Annotated in this window: 18 protein-coding genes; 9 read left to right on the top strand and 9 right to left on the bottom strand. The window is 67.5% G+C overall.

Annotated features, from left to right (window positions below; translation table 11 throughout):
- Positions 1–7 precede the first annotated feature (7 nt).
- From AC0IX4_RS16005 to AC0IX4_RS15990, 4 genes are read right to left on the bottom strand one after another with little or no spacing between them, the layout of a single operon-like run.
- On the bottom strand, positions 8–622 hold the full coding sequence (locus tag AC0IX4_RS16005) for a class I SAM-dependent methyltransferase (RefSeq protein WP_056069620.1): 615 nt from the start codon (positions 620–622) through the stop codon (positions 8–10).
- A complete protein-coding gene (locus AC0IX4_RS16000; protein ID WP_471829847.1) occupies positions 619–909 on the bottom strand; it encodes a hypothetical protein in 291 nt (96 codons plus the stop codon). Before AC0IX4_RS16000 ends, AC0IX4_RS16005 begins: the two co-directional genes overlap by 4 nt.
- Entirely contained in the window at positions 906–2288 is a 1383-nt protein-coding gene (locus tag AC0IX4_RS15995) for an LLM class flavin-dependent oxidoreductase (RefSeq protein ID WP_471829845.1), read from the bottom strand. The genes AC0IX4_RS16000 and AC0IX4_RS15995 overlap by 4 nt, the downstream gene beginning before the upstream one ends.
- Positions 2285–3481 (bottom strand): acyl-CoA dehydrogenase family protein, encoded by a 1197-nt coding sequence (locus tag AC0IX4_RS15990; protein ID WP_056069627.1) that lies wholly within the window; start codon positions 3479–3481, stop codon positions 2285–2287. Before AC0IX4_RS15990 ends, AC0IX4_RS15995 begins: the two co-directional genes overlap by 4 nt.
- A 115-nt stretch (positions 3482–3596) precedes the next feature.
- Here AC0IX4_RS15990 and AC0IX4_RS15985 point away from each other — a divergent pair, with 115 nt between their 5' ends.
- Complete coding sequence (locus AC0IX4_RS15985; RefSeq protein ID WP_056069629.1) at positions 3597–4760, top strand: lipase family protein; 1164 nt, start codon at positions 3597–3599, stop codon at positions 4758–4760.
- A 12-nt stretch (positions 4761–4772) separates the two neighbouring features.
- On the opposite strand, the gene AC0IX4_RS15980 is transcribed toward AC0IX4_RS15985, so the two are convergent.
- On the bottom strand, positions 4773–6683 hold the full coding sequence (locus AC0IX4_RS15980; RefSeq protein ID WP_471829842.1) for an alpha-amylase family protein: 1911 nt from the start codon (positions 6681–6683) through the stop codon (positions 4773–4775).
- A 77-nt stretch (positions 6684–6760) separates the two neighbouring features.
- On the opposite strand from AC0IX4_RS15980, the gene AC0IX4_RS15975 reads away from it, so the two are divergent.
- Both AC0IX4_RS15975 and AC0IX4_RS15970 read left to right on the top strand, forming a co-directional pair.
- Positions 6761–6955 carry an antitoxin gene (locus tag AC0IX4_RS15975; protein WP_042576422.1) on the top strand — a complete coding sequence of 65 codons (195 nt, stop codon included), beginning with the start codon at positions 6761–6763 and terminating at the stop codon, positions 6953–6955.
- 8 nt (positions 6956–6963) lie between these two features.
- Positions 6964–7923, top strand: coding sequence for an SDR family NAD(P)-dependent oxidoreductase (locus AC0IX4_RS15970; RefSeq protein ID WP_471829840.1), 960 nt, complete (start codon positions 6964–6966; stop codon positions 7921–7923).
- 168 nt (positions 7924–8091) lie between these two features.
- Here the strand turns inward: AC0IX4_RS15970 and AC0IX4_RS15965 are convergent, their stop codons facing one another.
- A complete protein-coding gene (locus tag AC0IX4_RS15965) occupies positions 8092–8445 on the bottom strand; it encodes a VOC family protein (protein ID WP_471829839.1) in 354 nt (117 codons plus the stop codon).
- 69 nt (positions 8446–8514) lie between these two features.
- On the opposite strand from AC0IX4_RS15965, the gene AC0IX4_RS15960 reads away from it, so the two are divergent.
- Complete coding sequence (locus tag AC0IX4_RS15960; RefSeq protein ID WP_471829837.1) at positions 8515–10044, top strand: HNH endonuclease signature motif containing protein; 1530 nt, start codon at positions 8515–8517, stop codon at positions 10042–10044.
- A 6-nt stretch (positions 10045–10050) separates the two neighbouring features.
- Here the strand turns inward: AC0IX4_RS15960 and AC0IX4_RS15955 are convergent, their stop codons facing one another.
- The gene (locus AC0IX4_RS15955) at positions 10051–10437 is read right to left on the bottom strand and encodes a VOC family protein (RefSeq protein WP_471829835.1); all 387 of its coding nucleotides are present in this window, start codon (positions 10435–10437) and stop codon (positions 10051–10053) included.
- A gap of 55 nt (positions 10438–10492) precedes the next feature.
- On the opposite strand from AC0IX4_RS15955, the gene AC0IX4_RS15950 reads away from it, so the two are divergent.
- Entirely contained in the window at positions 10493–11512 is a 1020-nt protein-coding gene (locus AC0IX4_RS15950) for an LLM class flavin-dependent oxidoreductase (protein ID WP_471829942.1), read from the top strand.
- Positions 11513–11519: 7 nt separating this feature from the next.
- Here AC0IX4_RS15950 and ychF read toward each other — a convergent pair whose 3' ends face one another.
- Together ychF and AC0IX4_RS15940 are read right to left on the bottom strand one after the other, a co-directional pair.
- Entirely contained in the window at positions 11520–12599 is a 1080-nt protein-coding gene (gene ychF / locus AC0IX4_RS15945; RefSeq protein ID WP_042573590.1) for a redox-regulated ATPase YchF, read from the bottom strand.
- Between the two features lie 55 nt (positions 12600–12654).
- Positions 12655–13080 carry a CD225/dispanin family protein gene (locus AC0IX4_RS15940; protein ID WP_471829833.1) on the bottom strand — a complete coding sequence of 142 codons (426 nt, stop codon included), beginning with the start codon at positions 13078–13080 and terminating at the stop codon, positions 12655–12657.
- 200 nt (positions 13081–13280) lie between these two features.
- Between AC0IX4_RS15940 and AC0IX4_RS15935 the strand changes: the two genes are divergently transcribed.
- The 4 genes from AC0IX4_RS15935 (at position 13281) to AC0IX4_RS15920 (ending at position 18003) form a co-directional block, all read left to right on the top strand.
- The gene (locus AC0IX4_RS15935) at positions 13281–15554 is read left to right on the top strand and encodes a carbon starvation CstA family protein (RefSeq protein WP_056072504.1); all 2274 of its coding nucleotides are present in this window, start codon (positions 13281–13283) and stop codon (positions 15552–15554) included.
- A gap of 1 nt (position 15555) precedes the next feature.
- Positions 15556–15747, top strand: a complete 192-nt coding sequence (locus AC0IX4_RS15930; RefSeq protein WP_082042926.1) for a YbdD/YjiX family protein — start codon at positions 15556–15558, stop codon at positions 15745–15747.
- Between the two features lie 12 nt (positions 15748–15759).
- On the top strand, positions 15760–16656 hold the full coding sequence (locus AC0IX4_RS15925; protein ID WP_235579465.1) for a DNA-3-methyladenine glycosylase family protein: 897 nt from the start codon (positions 15760–15762) through the stop codon (positions 16654–16656).
- 165 nt (positions 16657–16821) lie between these two features.
- Positions 16822–18003, top strand: coding sequence for an AI-2E family transporter (locus AC0IX4_RS15920; RefSeq protein WP_082042938.1), 1182 nt, complete (start codon positions 16822–16824; stop codon positions 18001–18003).
- Position 18004: the final 1 nt, after the last annotated feature.

Here is an 18004-nt window from a genome sequence, read left to right as displayed (position 1 = left end):
CCGGATTCTATCCAGCCGTCGCGGCGCCCGAGTCGGTTCCCGCGTGTCGGTACCCGGTCAGAACAACCCACTCGGAGTCCGGCCGCCAGGGCCCGACCGACCACGAGGAGAACCGTTGTATCGCAGTGAAACCCGCGGCGACGAGATCACCTTCCGCACGGTCGACGCTGTACTCGCGATCCGTCGCGAAGCCGAGGATCACTACCCCGCCCGGCACCACCGCGTCGTGCCAGCGCCGAAGCACCCTCGACTCGGTACCCGGGGCGAGGAACACCATGACGTTGCCCGCCGCGACGACGGCGTCGAACGACTGCGGGTCCAGCGCCATTGTTGCCAGGTCGTCGAGCACCACCGTGATGCCGTGCTGCCGGCGCGCCTCCTCGACCAGGACCGGGTCGAGATCCACGGCGGTCACCGTGTGTCCGCGCCGCGCGAGTTCCGCGCCGAGCCGACCGGTGCCGCACCCGGCGTCGAGAACTCGCGCGGACCGCGGCAGCACGGCGTCGACGAACCGAGCCTCACCGTGCATGTCCGCGCCGGACTCCTCCAACTCACGGAACCGTGCGACATAGGCGTGCGAGTCCTCGGCGCTGCGCTCGGCGGACCACCGGGTAGCGGTCACCGGTCGAGGTAGAAGCGCGCGGTCTCGGTCGCGACGTCGGACACCGCGGACGCCAACCCCGGTTCGAGTTCCAGCGCGTCGGCGAGTTCCTGCCCGCGGAGACCGTTCGCCCGAAGCAGTTCCCAGGCTCGCTCCACCAGTCGCACCGACGTGGAATGGTCGAGTTCGGGCCGGTTGGATCGCAGTGCGGTGGCCGCCCAGTCCGGGTCGAACGTGCCGTTCGGCGGTCCGAAGACCCGTTCGCCCGTCGAGTAGGGCTTCGGATCCGTGGCGCCGGCATCAGTCATGCCAGTGACGGTAGCCCCTGCCGGTACCGGGCGCCGCGGTGCTCGTCGGGCAGCTTGTCTCCCCGTCCGAACAGTGTGTGTCGCAACGTCGCGGTCTCCTTCTCCGCCGGGTACGCACCGCGCGCGACGAGCACCGGGATCACGTGCTCGACGACGTCCTCGAAGGATCCCGGAGTCACGGCGTACGCCAGGTTGAATCCGTCGACGTCCGTCTCGGCGACCCAGTCCTGCAGCGTGTCGGCGACGGTCTCACCGGATCCGACGAACAGCGGGCCCATCCCGCCGATGCCCGCCCAGTCGGCGATGTCGCGGATCGTCCATTCCCGGCCGTCGTCGTTCGCCTCCTGGAATGCGGCCACCGCGGAGCGGATCGCGTTGCTCTCGACGACGCCGATCGGGTCGTCCAGGTCGTACGTGGACAGGTCGATCCCCATCCAGCCCGACATGAACACCAGCGCGCCCTCCGCGGTGGTGTAGGTGCGGTACTCCGAGTGCTTCGCATCGGCCGCCTCGTCCGTGGCGTCGGTGATGATCGTGGCGAGCGCGTAGATCCGAGCCGAGTACGGATCCCGGCCGGCGTCGACGAGGGCGGCTCGGATGTTGCGGACGGTCTGCGCCAGAACACGTTTCGACGGAGCTCCGACGAAGACCGCCTCGGCGTTCTCCGCGGCGAACGCGACCCCGCGAGGCGAGGCGCCGGCCTGGAAGATCACCGGCGTCCGCTGCGGGGACGGTTCGGAGAGGTGGATTCCGGGGACGGTGAAGTGCTGCCCCTCGTGTCCGATGTGGTGCACCTTCGACGGGTCGACGTAGACCCCGCGCTCCCGGTCGCGGACCACGGCGTCGTCCTCCCACGAGCCTTCCCACAGCTTGTAGAGCACCTCGAGGTACTCGTCGGCGTGGTCGTATCGCGCGTCGTGATCGAGGAGTCCGGCGTCGCCCATGTTCCTCGCCGCGGACGGGAGATAGCCGGTGACGACGTTCCAGCCGATACGTCCCCGGGTGAGGTGATCGAGCGTCGACATCCTGCGTGCGAACGGATACGGGTGTTCGAAACCGGTACCGGTGGTGATTCCGAAACCGAGTTGCTCGGTCACCGCCGCCATGGCGGACACCAGGAGCAGCGGATCGGCGACGGGAATCTGCGCACCCTGACGGATCGCGGCCTCGTCGGACCCGCCGTACACGTCGTAGGTGCCCAGCACGTCCGCGATGAACAGTCCGTCGAACCGGCCGCGCTCGAGAAGCCTCGCCAGCTCGGTCCAGTACGAGATGTCGGTGTAGCGATGCGACTGGTCCTTCGGATGCCGCCACAGTCCCGGTGACTGGTGAGCGACACAGTTCATGTCGAACGCGTTGAACCTGATGTGTCGCGTCATGACTTCGCGCCTGCCGACCATGCGTAAGGAAGATCCTCGCCGTTCAGGATGTGGGCGCCGACGGATCGAAGCTTGTACAGAACCGGGTTGTGCACGGAGATCGTGCGGGCATTGCGCCAGTGCCGATCCAGCGCGAGGGTGTCCGACACGATCGACGCTCCCCCGACCTCGAACAGCTGTGTCGTCGCGTCCAACACCAGATCGACGACCACGGCCTGCGCGTGGGAGGTGCTGAGTTCGGCGGCGTCGAGCGATGCGTCGTCACCCACCTCCACGGCACGCTCGACGTCCGCGGCGGCAGCGAGCACCAGCGCCCTAGAGGACCAAGCAGCGGCCTCGAGGCGGCCGATGAGCTGCTGCACCACCGGGTCGTGGCGCGGCAGATCCGCGGCGGCGTGGGTGTAGCTGCGCGTGCGGGCACGGACCCACTCGGTCACGTCGTCCGTCGCCCGGCGCGCGATTCCGGCCAACACGGCGAGCTGTACGAGCTGGAGGTAGGACGTCGCGTATGTCCGGCCGGGAGCGCCGTATCCCGGACCCAGCAGCCGGGACTCGTCGACGGCCACGTCGGTGAAGGTGGTGGTGCCGCTGACGGTGAGGCGCTGCCCGAAGCCGTCCCAGTCGTCGCGCTGCGCGACGCCCGGAGCATCCGAGTCGACCAGTACCGATACCCGCTCACCGTCCAGGTCGGCGGCGACCAGGATGTGGTTCGAGTACAGGCTGCCGGTGCTGTAGAACTTCTCGCCGTTCAGACGGAGACCGTCCGGCCCGCGGGTGACTGTCGTGCGGTAGTGATCGACAGCTCCGATGCCGGGCTCGGTGATCGCGTTGCCGACGAGGGTGCCGTCGACGACCGCCCGCAACCAGGCGTCCCGCTCGGGGCCGGCCTCTGCCGCGACCTGATCCTCGACGAAGCTCCAGTGCACTCGAAGCGCCTGCGGCAGATTGGATTCGGCCGCCGCGAGATCGACGAGCAGAGAGAACAGCTGGGTGACGGTGGCACCCGATCCGCCGAACTCGACCGGCACGCGCAACGCGCCGAAACCCGCATCCCGCAGCAGCGCGATCTCGTCGTGGGCCAGGCGGCGGTCCTTCTCCCGTTCGACCGCGCCCGCGGCGATACGGTCGAAGACAGGCTGGAAACGAGCGCTCAGGGCGTCGTCGGTCACGGGTGCGCTGTGTGTCGTGGTCACGGGAGAGAAGAGTGCTCGCCGGGACGACGTGCCGACAGCGTTGTACTCGAGGAGATTCTGGCCCTGGATCCGCGTCGGGAAACTACGGTGTGGGTTCGGACACCGGGGGGATCTGATGGGGCTGACGCAGCGCGTGGACCGGTTCGCCGCCGGTCGGATCACACCGGAGATGCTGGCCGATCCGTACGGCGCCATCCAACCGACTCCGATCACCGGCGATCGCTTCTTCGCCGCCCCGTCCGGCGACCTCGTGCCCGGTGTCCCGGTCCGCGACCGCACGGCGGGAGGAATACTCCCTCGCCCACGTACCACCGTGCGGCAGTTCATGGTCGGGTCGACGGACGCGCTCGGGCGATCCGTGGCCGTCACGGCGACCCTGATGGAACCCCGGCGGCCCTGGCGTGGACGAGGATCGCGGCCCGTCGTCGTCCACAACGTCGCGATCGACTCGCTGGGAACCCGGGCGACGCCGTCGTACCGCATCGTCCACGGGATAGGGCAGGACTTCCCCACCGTCGTTCCGTTGTGGCTGCAACGCGGCTATGCGGTGCTGATCCCCGACCACCAGGGGCCACGGATGGCCTACGCCGAGGGCACGATGGCCGGCCATGCGGTGCTGGACAGCATTCGAGGTCTCCTCGCATTCGATGCGACCTACGCGGCGAGTCCGATCGTTCTGTACGGATACAGCGGTGGAGCGATCGCGACGGCGTGGGCGGCGCAACTTCACCCCACCTACGCGCCGGAACTCGACCTGCGCGGAGCAGTCGCCGGAGGATCGCCCGTCGACGTCGGACTGCTGCGCGAGACGATGAACGGCACCCTCGGATCCGGCCTCTTCGGAGCGGCCATCATCGGAATGGCCCGGGAGCATCCGGCGCTGGTGGAACAGTTCAGCCCCACCGGACTGGCCCTCGCATCGATGATCAAGGACCTGTCGGTCGTACCGCTCGCCCTCGGCGGTCTCGCTCGTCTACGGCTCGAACGTTTCTCCGTCGACCCGGGCGTCTTCGACTCCGATACCGCGCGGGCGGTCATCGACGCGAACACCGCCGGCAGGAACGCCCCGACCATTCCGGTGGCGTTCTACCACGGTGCCTCGACACCGCGTTTCGCCGATCGCTGGATTCCCGAACAGGGCGTCCTCGATCTCGTCGAGTCGTGGCGGGGACTCGGAGCGAGCGTGGAGTACCACCCCGTCTTCGGGGACCATTTCGTCGGCGCGCTATCCGGGCTCCCGTACGCGATGCGCTGGGTGGCGGACCGGTTCCGGGACTGACTTTCCTTCAGATCAGGCGCCGACCACCCACCACGCCGCGTAGGGCGGCAACCACCACGCGTCGCCGCCCAGATCGGCGGTGCCGGACAACACTTCTCGTGGCGTATCGACACCGTGGCGTGGGCCGAGATCTGACGGCACCTGCCGGTACTCGCCGGTGACGTTGAAGAGCCCGATCAGCGTTCCGCTGGGATGGCGACGGGTGATTCCCAGGACGCCGTCGTCGAGGCCGTCGAGGACGTCGACGGGAGCCTCCGCATGCATCATCGGCAGACCGGCGCGCGTGCGCGCGATGTGCGCGATCCCGTCGAAGACACGCTGCGCATCGCTTCCCTGCACGTGCCTGCGGGCTCGGTCAGCGTCGGTCACGCGGGGACGGTGAATCCACCTGTTGTCGTCCTCGTGGCCTGCTTCCTCGGCCCAGTGTGGGTCGCCCGGAGACCCGAGTTCGTCCCCGCTCCAGATGACCGGAATCCCGCCCCAGGCGCCGATGACGGCGTGCGCCAGGAACAGTCGCGCGAAGGCGTTCTCGGGGTCGCGGCGCGACGGACCCAGTCCCGCGAGCGCAGCGGCAGTACCACTGATGCGCCGGTCCCCGGTGTCCGGATTGTATTGAAAGACGGCACCTTCCGCGGGCGAGCCCGGGAACTCGCCGGAGTACCAGTCGGCCAGGAAGTGTCGGTGCCCGGCACCCGAGAGGCCCACGGCCGCGGCGTCACCGTCGTCGATCGCCCACCCGATGTCGTCGTGGCAGCGGATGTAGGTCACCCAGGTCCCGCCCGGTGGCGTCGGCGGAAGCGTCGACAATGCGTGCCGCGCCAGGTCCGTCCGTCCCGTGGCCAGCATCGACCACACCTGCACCATCAGGCTGTTGTGGTAGGCGATGTCGGACACGCGTCCGGTGTGCTGCCCGGTTCCGAGGTACGGCAACAGATCTCGCGGACCGACGATGGCCTCGGCCTTGAACAACAGTGCCGGAGCCGCCATTCGCGCCGTCGCACGCAACGCCTGGGTGATGGCGTGCACCTCCGGTTGATTCTGGCAATTCGTGCCCAGCCTCTTCCACAGGAACGCGATTGCGTCGAGACGCACCACCTCGATCCCGAGGTTGGCGAGATAGGCCACGATGTCCGCGAATTCGATCAGCACGGCCGGGTTCGCCCAGTTCAGGTCCCATTGCCACTCGTTGAACGTCGTCCACACCCAACCGTCCAGATCCGCGTCGTGAGTGAAACTGCCGGGCGCGAAGTCGGGAAAAACCTCGGGCAGGGTGCGCTCGTACGCGTCGGGTGTCGACCGGTCCGGGTAGATCAGGAACCAGTCCGCGAACGCCGGGTCACCACTCCGAGCTTTCACGGCCCAGTCATGTTCACGGGCAACATGATTGAGAACCAGGTCGATGACCGGGCTGATGCCTCGGTCCCGTAACGTCGTCGCCAGGTCCCGGAGGTCGTCTGTCGTACCCAGGTCCTCGCGCACCGAGCGGTAGTCCATGACCGCGTAGCCGCCGTCGTTGTCGCCGGGCCTCGGAGTCAGGAGCGGCATCAGATGCAGGTACGTGACACCCAGGTCGGTCAGGTGATCGAGCTGCTCCCCCAAACCCGTGAGCGTGCCGCCGAAGCGGTCGACGTAGCAGGCGTAGCCGAACATGTCGGGCTGCTGGAACCAGTCGGGCTCGAGCAGGCGTCGCTCGTCGAGGCGATGCAGATCGTCCGGCCTCTCCGCGAATGCCCGCGCAGCGCCCTCGACGAGGCGGCGCGACACGTCGTCGGGATCCGGGTACAGGGCGGTCACCGCGTCGTGAAGGTCCGGCCACCACCGCTCCACGCGGAGCGCGAACGTCTCCTGCCGGTGCTGCGGGACGTCGGACAGGGCGGCCCGGACGATGTCGTGAATCGCGTCGGGAACAGCGGAGCGCGGCATGTGCGGATTCTGTCACGTCGACGCGATGGGTAGCCTCGAAGAGCAGCGCCCTGGACGACCTACGAGAGGACCACCCGATGGTGAATTTCGGTGAGATCAAGCGGAAGCTCGACCAGAACGAAGAAAAGGTGGAGCAGGCCCTGGACAAGGCGGGCGATGCCGCCAAGAAGAAGTTCGCCGGCCACGACTCCCAGATCGACGGCGCGTTGAACAAGGCCAAGGACGCCATCGGAGAGAAGAACTCCGACCGCACCGACGGGCCTCCCGCCTAGTGGCCGCGGTGGGGGCGTTCGTCGCCGGAGTCGTCGACGCGGCCATGGATCGCGCCGTCGTCCCTGGTTACTCACGGATCGGATCGTCGGTTCGGCGCCGATTCTGGGCTGCCGACCCCCCGCCGTTCCCGGCTCCGATCGACATCGTCGTCACCGGGGGCAGCTCCGGGCTGGGCGCCGCCGCAGCCCGCCGACTCGCAGAGATGGGCGCCAGGGTCCACCTGGTAGGCCGATCCGCGCACCGCCTGGACGCGTCGGCAACCGAGATCCGGCACACCGCGCCCGGCGCCGACCTGGTGATCCACGAGTGCGACATCAGCGACCTCGACGCCGTCGCCGCGCTGGTGACCACGCTGACCGAGCAGGTCACGTCGATCCACGCGTTGGTGCACTGCGCGGGTGTCATGCCGCCGCAGCGGACCGAGACACCGCAGAAGCACGAGTTGGCCTTCGCCACGCACGTGCTCGGTCCGGTCGCGCTCACGATGGGTCTGCGCGAGCTGTTCGACGCCGGGTCACGCGTCGTCTTCGTCTCGAGCGGCGGTATGTATCCCGTGCCGCTGCAGACGACCGATATCGAGTTCACCCGCGGCGACTACTCGGGACTGACCGCCTACGCCCGCACCAAGCGGATGCAGGTGGTGGTCACCGAGCAGCTGGCCGAAAGATTCACCGAGCCGGACGATCCCGTCGTACACAGCATGCATCCCGGGTGGGCCGACACCCCCGGCGTGACGGATTCCATCCCGCTGTTCGGCTCCGTCATGAAGCCCATCCTGCGTACCGCCGACGACGGCGCCGACACCATAGTGTGGCTCGCGGCGTCCGATGACGCCCTGGCGTCGTCGGGGCTGTTCTGGCACGACAGAAAACCGCGCCCCACCCACTACCCGTCCTGGCGGAAGGATTCTCCGCAGGCACGAGAAGCGCTGTGGGACGCGGTCGTCCACGCTACCGGGTTCAGATGAGGTCGGTCACCGTCGTCGTGATCGTGGACCAGATCCACGACTGATTCCAGATCCACAAGAGAAGCATGGCGTAGTCGTCCTCACTGCAGGGAACATATGTCCCTGTCAGTCAAGACCATTGGTTGCACACGCGCATCGCGGACGGCGGATGTCCGTGACGAGTCACTGTCACACCCGATGCATCACGACATTCACGACGTTTCCATCGGGAGCACGCACCAGGAATCGTCGGACACCCCATTCCTCCGTCGTCAACGGGTGCACGATCTCGTAACCCCGCCGAACGGCGTCCTCGTACGCGGCATCGACGTCGTCGACATGCACGGACACCGCCGAGTCCACCGGGCTGGTCGCATCCCGCGTCACCAACTGCACATGAGCGCCGGTCTCGGGTGAGGTGAAGCGCGCGACCCAGCCCAGGTCGAACTCCTCGGTGCGCAGCTCGAGGTAGTCCGTATAGAAGGCCTTGGCCTCGGCGATGTCCACGACCGGCAGGTTGGTGGTGATCTTCTCCACGCGCATGCTGACATTCTGCGCTACTGCTCTGCCGGTGACGGAGGAATGTCGGAGGGCCCTGCTACCTTCGCACACATGTTCGAACAGGGGTGGGCGACGCGGGATCCGGAGGCCATGGGCCTACCCGGAACCCTCCTCGACGCACCCGTGAACACCCTCCTGTCCACGATGTCCTACGCCTCGGCCGGACTGTCCTATCTCGAATGGACCCGGTACCGGGCCGCAGCGGAACTACACACGCAACTCGTCCTCCCTCACGAGATGTCCGATCACCGCCGGATGGACGCGACGACGCACTGCGCCGCCCGCATCTCGGCCGTCCTGTCGGTCAGCCAGGGCGCCGGAGAAGGCATCCTGACCCGCGCCGTCGCACTCCGAGACCGGCTTCCCCGCGTGGCCGAATGCCTCCGCGACGGCCTCATCGCCCCCAAACACATCCACACCATCATCGGCCGAACCGACCTCGTCGACGGCACCACGTACGCGCAGGAAGTCGACACCGAGATCGCCGCGGCCCTCCAACGCCGCGGCTCCTGGTCGGACACACGCATGCGGGACATGATCGACCGCATCGTCTACCGCCACGACCGCGACGCCGTCAGAGAACGACGTGTGCTCGCCGAGAAGAACCGCAGCGTCTGGATCGACGCGGGACCCGACGGCATGGCATACCTGGGCGCAACCATGACAGCCGAAAAAGCCGTCGTCCTCGCTGCCGCTGTGCAGGAGTTGGCCGGACGCGTCTGCCGCAAGGACCCTCGCAGCACAGGCGCCCGTTCCAGCGACGCCCTCTTCGCCCTCGCCACCCGCACCTCGTACGAATGCCAGTGCGACGACCCGGACTGCTCCGCGCCCGGATGGACCGGTGAGGACGGCCTGCTCACCTCCGTCATCGTGCACGTCGTCACCGACTCCACCACCATCGCCGGCTCCACCACCACGGCCGACTCCACCACCACGGCCGGAAATACCGCCGCCGCCGGCAATCCGGGGTTCCTCGTCGGCCACGGCGTCATCTCCCCCGACCACGTCGCCGACCTCGCCGACCGCGCCGACGCCGTCGTCCGCCCCGTCTCGACCACCAACCCCGCATCACAGCCGGCCGACCCGTACCGCCCCTCCAGCGCCCTCGACACGTTCGTACGCATCCGCGACCAGTACTGCACCTGGCCCGGCTGCAACCGTGGAGTGTGGACCAGCGATCTCGACCACATCGCGGAGTACGACCACGACGACCCCGACGGCGGCGGCCAGACCACCGACGTCAACCTCGGCGGCACATGCAGGTTCCACCACAACCTGAAAACGTTCGGTGACTTCGTCGACGATCAATACACCGACGACGACACCGGACGCATCGTCTCCACCGTCACCACACCCGAAGGCCTCGTCGTCCCGGGGCCGGCGCACAACGGATACGACATCCACCCCGGACTCGCCGACGTCACCTTCGACACGCCCGATCCACCACCGAGTCCGCCCCGCACTCCCCCCAGCAGACGCCGCACACGCCTGGCGGACAAACATGCCCGACGGAGGAACGAACGCAACCGCAACCGACGGGCCCGCGAACTCGCCGACACCGACGACCCGCCACCCTTCTGAGGGCCGTCAGTCCAGGCAGAACTCGTTGCCCTCGACGTCCTGCATGACCATGCAGGACTCGTCACCGTCGCCCGCCGGCAGCAGCCGCACTCGCGTGGCACCGAGGTCGATCAACCGTGCGCATTCGGCGTCCAGTGCCGCCAGTCGTTCGTCCCCCACCAGACCCACTCCGACTCGGACATCGAGGTGGACGCGGTTCTTGACGGTCTTCGCCTCGGGAACGCGTTGGAAGTACAGTCGCGGGTCCTTGCCGGTCGGATCGGTGCACGCCGCCCATGCGGAATCCTCCGGAACCGGCTCGGCCTCGTACCCCAGGACGTCGCACCAGAACCTGGCGACGCGCGCGGGCACCGCACAGTCGATGGTGACCTGGAACTCTCGAACCTCTGCCATCGGCTCACGATAGCGAGACGGGAAGAATCCGGTGCCCGAGATCGTTGACGAGTCCATGAAGAACATCGGGTTCCTGTCGTTCGGGCACTGGTCGCCGTCACCGCACTCGCAGACGCGCTCCGCGTCGGATGTCCTGCTGCAGTCGATCGACCTCGCCGTCGCCGCCGAGGAGCTAGGTGCGGACGGCGCCTACTTCCGCGTTCACCACTTCGCGAACCAGCTCGCGTCGCCCTTCCCCTTGCTCGCCGCGGTCGGCGCGAAGAGCAGTCGCATCGAGATCGGCACAGGCGTCATCGACATGCGCTACGAGAACCCGTTCTACATGGCAGAGGACGCAGGATCGGCGGACCTGATCTCCGGCGGCCGACTGCAGCTCGGCGTGAGCCGGGGATCGCCCGAGCAGGTCATCGACGGGTTCCGGTACTTCGGATACGCGCCGGCCGAGGGTTCGGACAGCGGCGACATGGCCCGCGACCACACCCGCATCTTCCTGGACCTGTTGGAGGGCAACGGGTTCGCGGAGCCCAACCCGTCACCGATGTTCCCCAATCCGCCCGGCCTGCTGCGCCTCGAACCCCACTCGGAGGGTCTGCGCCAGCGGATCTGGTGGGGCGCCGGCACCAGGGCGACCGCCGAGTGGACGGCGCAGCAGGGCATGAACCTGATGAGCTCCACTCTGCTCAGCGAGGACACCGGCGTGCCGTTCCACGAGCTGCAGGCAGAACAGATCGAGCGCTTCCGCAAGACCTGGGCAGATTCCGGACACTCCTTCGAACCACGAGTGTCCGTCAGCCGCAGCATCTTCCCGATCGTCGACGACGTCGATCGCGCCTACTTCGGCCGTGAGGGCGGAAGCGGCGATCAGGTCGGCTACATCGACGGCGGCATCGCCCGATTCGGCAAGACCTATGCGGGGACACCCGACAAGCTCATCGCGGAGCTGGCGAAGGACGAAGCCGTCGCCGCGGCCGACACGCTGCTCCTGACCGTGCCCAACCAGCTCGGCGTCGAGTATTGCGCCCACCTGATCGAGTCGGTTCTGACCCACGTGGCACCGGAGCTGGGCTGGCGCTGAGCCGCGATCACACGTTGAAGCGGAACTCCACCACGTCGCCGTCGGCCATGACGTATTCCTTGCCCTCGATGCGGACCTTGCCGGCCGACTTGGCGGCGGCCATGGATCCGGCGGCGACGAGGTCGTCGTAGGACACGACCTCGGCCTTGATGAAGCCCTTCTCGAAGTCGGTGTGGATGACGCCGGCGGCCTGCGGTGCGGTGTCGCCCTGGTGAATCGTCCACGCGCGGGACTCCTTCGGGCCCGCGGTGAGGTATGTCTGCAGCCCGAGGGTGTGGAAGCCGGCGCGCGCCAGGGCGTGCAGGCCGGGCTCGGACTGGCCGATGCTCTCGAGCAGTTCCATCGCCGACTCGTCGTCGAGTTCGACGAGCTCGGACTCGATCTTCGCGTCGAGGAAGACGGCGTCGGCGGGAGCGACGGCAGCCTTCAACTCGGCAACCTTCGCGTCGTCGGTGAGGATCGACTCGTCGGCGTTGAAGACGTAGAGGAACGGCTTCGTCGTGAGCAGGTTCAGCTCGCGCAGCGACGAGGCGTCGAAGGTGTTCTTGACCGAGTACAGCGTCTTGCCGCTGTCCAGGATGGTCTGCGCTTCCTTGGCCGCAGCGACCATCGGAGCGCGATCCTTCTGCGTGCGGACTTCCTTCTCGAGGCGCGGGATGGCCTTTTCGAGGGTCTGCATGTCGGCGATGATCAGCTCGGTCTCGATGACCTCGATGTCGGCGGCGGGATCGACGCGGCCGTCGACGTGGACCACATCGTCGTCGGCGAACACCCGGACGACCTGGCAGATGGCGTCGGCCTCGCGGATGTTGGCCAGGAACTTGTTGCCCAGACCGGCGCCCTCGGAGGCGCCCTTCACGATGCCGGCGATGTCGACGAAGGTGACGGGCGCGGGGAGGATCTTCTCGGAGCCGAAGATCTTGGCCAACTCGTTCAGGCGCGGATCCGGCAACGCGACGACGCCCTCGTTGGGCTCGATGGTGGCGAACGGGTAGTTCGCCGCCAGCACGTCGTTGTTGGTCAGCGCATTGAACAGGGTCGACTTACCGACGTTGGGCAGTCCGACGATTCCGAGGGTGAGGCTCACAGGAAGAAGAGTCTACGTGCCGCCCCCGACCGTCTCGTCGGCCCTGCCCTCGCCGTCAGTACGAGTAGTCGACGCTGCTGCTCGTCGACACCGCGAAAGCGATGAGCACGACATAGAAGAGGATGAACAGCACGAACAACCCGATCGCGATGTACAGCGCGTACTTTCCCAGCTGCTTCGTGCGTTCCGACGCGTAGTGGGCGCCCTGGTAGTCACCGAGAGACCAGCGAGGGAACACCGAACTCGAATGGTTGAACGCCGAGAATGCCAGCGGCCAGAAGAAGATCAGCGCGGCAGCGGCCCAGCCGGCGTTGGTGGGCGGCAGAGGCGGCGGCCCGTACTGCGGCTGCTGGGGCTGCTGCTGGGGATACGCCGGCGCACCGAAACTGCCGGTGTCCTGCTGTCCGGTGGTCGGCCCCTTGCTCAGGTCGGGCTCGTAGGACGGGTACTGGCCCGGGAAGTTCTGCGGTTGGTCTGACACACGAGCATCGTAGGCAACCTTCGGCTCCCGAGGGCTTCTCGTTGTCAGGTCGTGACGTTCGGCGACGGGTCGTGACCGCTCGTCGCAACGATCCGTACTCGCCGCGGTGACAACCGCACGAAATGTCGGTCGGTCTGCTTACAGTGACTGCGATCACACGATGATCGCCACATCTCCCTCGCATGCCAGGAGCCCTGCAGATGACTGCCGTGTCCGACAAGGGAAGCTCGCACGTCGAGTTTCTGAAGACCGACGACGACCTCCCACCCGTGGGCGTCGTCGACCGCTCCCCCATGACCGTGCCGAAGCGCGTGATCTTCGTGATCATCGGACTGCTCGGCGCGATCGCGTGGACGGTCATCGCGATCATCCGCGGCGAGCAGGTCAACGCCGTGTGGTTCGTCGTGGCGGCGGTCTGCACGTACATCTTCGCGTTCCGGTTCTACGCACGCCTCATCGAGAACCGCATCGTCCACCCGCGGGACGATCGGGCCACTCCCGCCGAGATCCTGGAGAACGGCAAGGACTACATGCCGACGGACCGTCGGGTGCTGTTCGGCCACCACTTCGCCGCCATCGCCGGCGCCGGTCCGCTCGTCGGACCCGTGCTCGCCGCGCAGATGGGCTACCTGCCCGGCACGATGTGGATCATCATCGGCGTCGTCTTCGCCGGCGCGGTGCAGGACTTCCTGGTGCTCTGGATCTCGACTCGCCGTCGCGGCCGCAGCCTCGGTCAGATGGCCCGCGAGGAGCTGGGCGTGGTCGGTGGTATCGCCGCCCTCATCGGCGTCTTCGTCATCATGATCATCATCATCGCGGTACTCGCACTCGTCGTCGTGAACGCACTCGCCGAGAGCCCGTGGGGCGTGTTCTCGATCGCGCTCACCATTCCCATCGCACTGTTCATGGGCGTCTACCTGCGATACCTGCGCCCCGGCAAGGTGTCCGAGGTCTCGCTCATCGGCGTCGTCCTGCTGCTGCTCGCTATCATCTCGGGCGGCTGGGTCGCCGAGACGGAATGGGGCGCCGACTGGTTCACGCTGTCGAAGGTCACCGTCGCCTGGCTGCTGATCGCCTACGGTCTGGCCGCCTCGATCCTCCCCGTGTGGTTGCTGCTGGCCCCGCGCGACTACCTGTCGACGTTCATGAAGATCGGCACCATCGTGCTGCTGGCCGTCGGCATCCTCATCGCCCGTCCGGTCCTGCAGATGCCCGACGTCACGTCGTTCGCGAGTGAGGGCAACGGACCCGCCTTCTCCGGATCACTGTTCCCGTTCCTGTTCATCACCATCGCGTGCGGTGCGCTGTCCGGTTTCCACGCGCTGATCTCCTCGGGCACCACGCCGAAGCTTCTCGAGAAGGAGAAGCAGATGCGCATGATCGGGTACGGCGGCATGCTCACCGAATCCTTCGTCGCCATCATGGCTCTGGTCACCGCCTGCATCCTCGACCAGCACATCTACTTCGCTCTGAACGCGCCTACCGCACTCACCGGCGGCACCCCCGAGACAGCGGCGACCTACGTCAACGGACTCGGACTCTCCGGCGGAGACGTCAGCGCGGCCGAGTTGTCGCAGGCTGCCACGGACGTCGGCGAGGAATCGATCATCTCCCGCACCGGCGGTGCCCCCACTCTGGCGTTCGGCATGTCGGAGGTGCTGCACCAGGTCTTCGGCGGTGAGAGCCTCAAGTCGTTCTGGTACCACTTCGCCATCATGTTCGAGGCGCTGTTCATCCTCACCACGGTCGATGCCGGTACCCGCGTCGCGCGCTTCATGCTGTCCGACTCGCTGGGAAACCTCGGCGGCGGCGCGAAGAAGTTCCGCGACCCGTCGTGGCGCGTCGGTGCCTGGATCTGCTCGGTCATCGTCGTCGCCGCGTGGGGCGCCATCCTGCTCATGGGTGTGACCGATCCGCTGGGCGGCATCAACACGCTCTTCCCGCTCTTCGGCATCGCGAACCAGTTGCTAGCTGCCATCGCGCTGACAGTCGTCCTGACCGTCGTCGTCAAGAAGGGTCTGCTGAAGTGGGCGTGGATTCCCGCCCTGCCGTTGGTATTCGACCTCGTCGTCACCATGACGGCGTCGTACCAGAAGATCTTCTCCGACGTTCCGGCCATCGGCTACTGGGCTCAGCACAGCGACTTCACGGAAGCGAAGGCGCAGGGCCTCACCGAGTTCCGCTCGGCGGCGACTCCGGAGGCCATCGACGCCGTCATCCGCAACACGTTCATCCAGGGGACGCTGTCCATCGTCTTCGCGGTGCTCGTCCTCATCGTCGCACTGGCCGGATTCGCCGTCTGCATCAAGGCGATCCGAGCCGGCGGGCTGCCCAGCAGCGAGGAGGAGGACGTGCCGTCGAAGCTGTTCGCGCCCAGTGGTTTCCTCCCCACCGAGGCGGAGAAGTCGGTGCAGGCGGAGTGGGACGTCCTCATCGCGGACGGCACGGTCCGTCGGCCGGGAACGGGCCACTGACATGAACGCCGTCCTGAAGTCCGTTCGCGCCGCGACGTGGTGGATCACCTCCGTCATGGGCGATCACGACTACGAGCGTTTCGTCGAGCATCAGAACCGGGTCCATCCCGGACAGCCGGTGCCCACCGAGCGCGAGTACTGGAAGGCACGCCACGCGGAGGCGGACGCCAATCCCGGTGCGCGGTGTTGCTGACACCATGACGGGGTGACATCACCGCGTTGGTCCGCCGAGACGACCCGACTGCCGCTCCCTGCGCCCTACGACGTGGCGTGGATGCGGTGGTTCCTGGCGGGCCACGCGGTGCCGGGTATGGAGACCTTCGTCGACGGCGTCTACCGGCGATCGTTACGACTCGACCACGGGCCGGCGGTGGTGTCCTGCCGCTTCGAGGACACCGCCGTGGAAGTGCACACCCGAGCGTCGGACTCACGCGACATCCCGACCGCGCTCGACAAGGTACGACGTGTGTTGGCCCTCGATGTCGACGCGACAGCAGTCGACGCGGTGCTCGCAGCGGATCCCGCGCTGCGCCCGTCCGTCGAGGATGCGCCGGGTATCCGTGTGCCGGGCGCCTTCGATGCGTCGGAGGTGCTGCTCCGCACCATGATCGGTCAGCAGATATCCCTGGGTGCCGCCGCGACACACACCGCCCGGCTCGTCGCCGCACTCGGTGACCCGGTGGGTGACGACGACGGGCAGGACGACCACGGCATCACCCGACTGTTTCCCACCCCCGCAGCGATCGCCGCGCGCGGGGCCGACATCCTCACCGGTCCCCGGCGACGAGTGACCTCGATCGCCGCGGCCGCCGGCGAACTGTCGTCCGGCACCTTGGACATCGCCCACGGCAACGTCGGCGCAGATCAGGAACGCGCCCTGCTCGCGCTTCCCGGAGTCGGACCGTGGACCGCGCGCTACGTGTCGATGCGGCTCCTCGGGGACGCCGACGTCCTGCTCGACACGGACCTCGTCGTCCGGCAGGGGGCTGCGCTCCTCGACATCGATCTGTCGGACACCGCACGATGGGCTCCGTGGCGTTCCTACGCCTCCATGCACCTGTGGCGCACAGCATTGCTCGCGCGCGGACTGACCATCGGGTAGCCGGGGCCCTCGCTCGGCTTGACGACGCACCGTCCCGGGTACAGTCACAGCGCGTGACGGCTCTTTCGGTCGCGTAACCACCATGACGAGAGGACTCACGTGAGCGAGAACGCGTCCACCTCGGCAACCGGGCGAGACAGAAGCGCACTGTTCGGATCAGGCGGGATGTGGCTGGCCAAATGGTCGGTCGTGATCGTGGTCCTGGCCGGGGCGTTGTGGATCGGCGGCTGGGTGGTCGGTCAGCTGTGGGTCATCGTGCTCCCGGTGCTGCTCGCCCTGGTGGTCGCCACCGTCCTGTGGCCGCCCACGCGGCTCCTGCGACACGTGGGCTTCCCCCCGGCGCTCGCGGCGACGACGTCGCTGCTGGGGTTCCTCGCGGTTCTCGCGGGCGTCATCGCCTTCATCGTTCCGTCCGTGGCCAGTCAGGCGCCCGAATTGGCGGACAGCGCCACGCTAGGCGTCGCCCAGGTGCAGGACTGGCTCGAGGGTCCGCCGGTCAATCTGGACGATCAGCAGATCGACAACGCGGTGCAAGCCATCGGAACCCGACTGCAGGAGAGCGGGACCGCGATCGCGTCGGGTGTGTTCGCCGGAGTCGCCACAGCCGGGTCCATCCTCGTCACCCTCGGCCTCGTCCTGGTTCTGAGTTTCTTCTTCATCAAGGACGGACCGCGGTTCCTCCCCTGGCTGCACGGACTGGCCGGCCGCAAGGCGGGCGGTCACATCGCCGAGGTCCTCAGCCGCGTCTGGGACACCCTGGGCGGTTTCATCCGTACCCAGGCGATCGTGAGCGCCATCGACGCCGTCTTCATCGGCATCGGCCTGCTGATCCTGGGTGTGCCGCTGGCGCCGGTCTTGATGACACTGACGTTCATCGGTGGCTTCATCCCGATCATCGGCGCGTTCGTCGCCGGCGCGCTGGCCGTCCTCGTCGCACTGGTCGCCAACGGACTGACGACTGCGATCATCGTCCTGGTCATCATCCTCGCGGTGCAGCAGATCGAAGGCAATGTGCTGCAACCGATCCTGCAGAGCAAGTCGATGAATCTGCACGCCGCCGTGGTGCTGCTGGCCGTCACGGCCGGTGGGTCGATCTTCGGCATCATCGGGGCGTTCCTCGCCGTACCGGTCGCCGCCGCTACCGCCGTGCTGCTGCGCTACATCAACGAGCAGATCGAGCTGCGGTCGGACGAGGATCCCGGCGCCAACGACATCGCGAAACTCGTGCACGACGACCTGGACGCCGACAAGGGCGACCCTCCCGTCGTGGTGCACGACGAGACGACCCGGTACGCCCCGGACCCGACACCTCACGACGACGACAAGGCCGAACCGACGAAGGACTGAC

Source organism: Rhodococcus sp. AC861 (assembly GCF_979256035.1).
The sequence above is the reverse complement of the archived record's forward strand: the minus strand, read 5'-3'. Positions and strand labels throughout refer to the sequence as shown.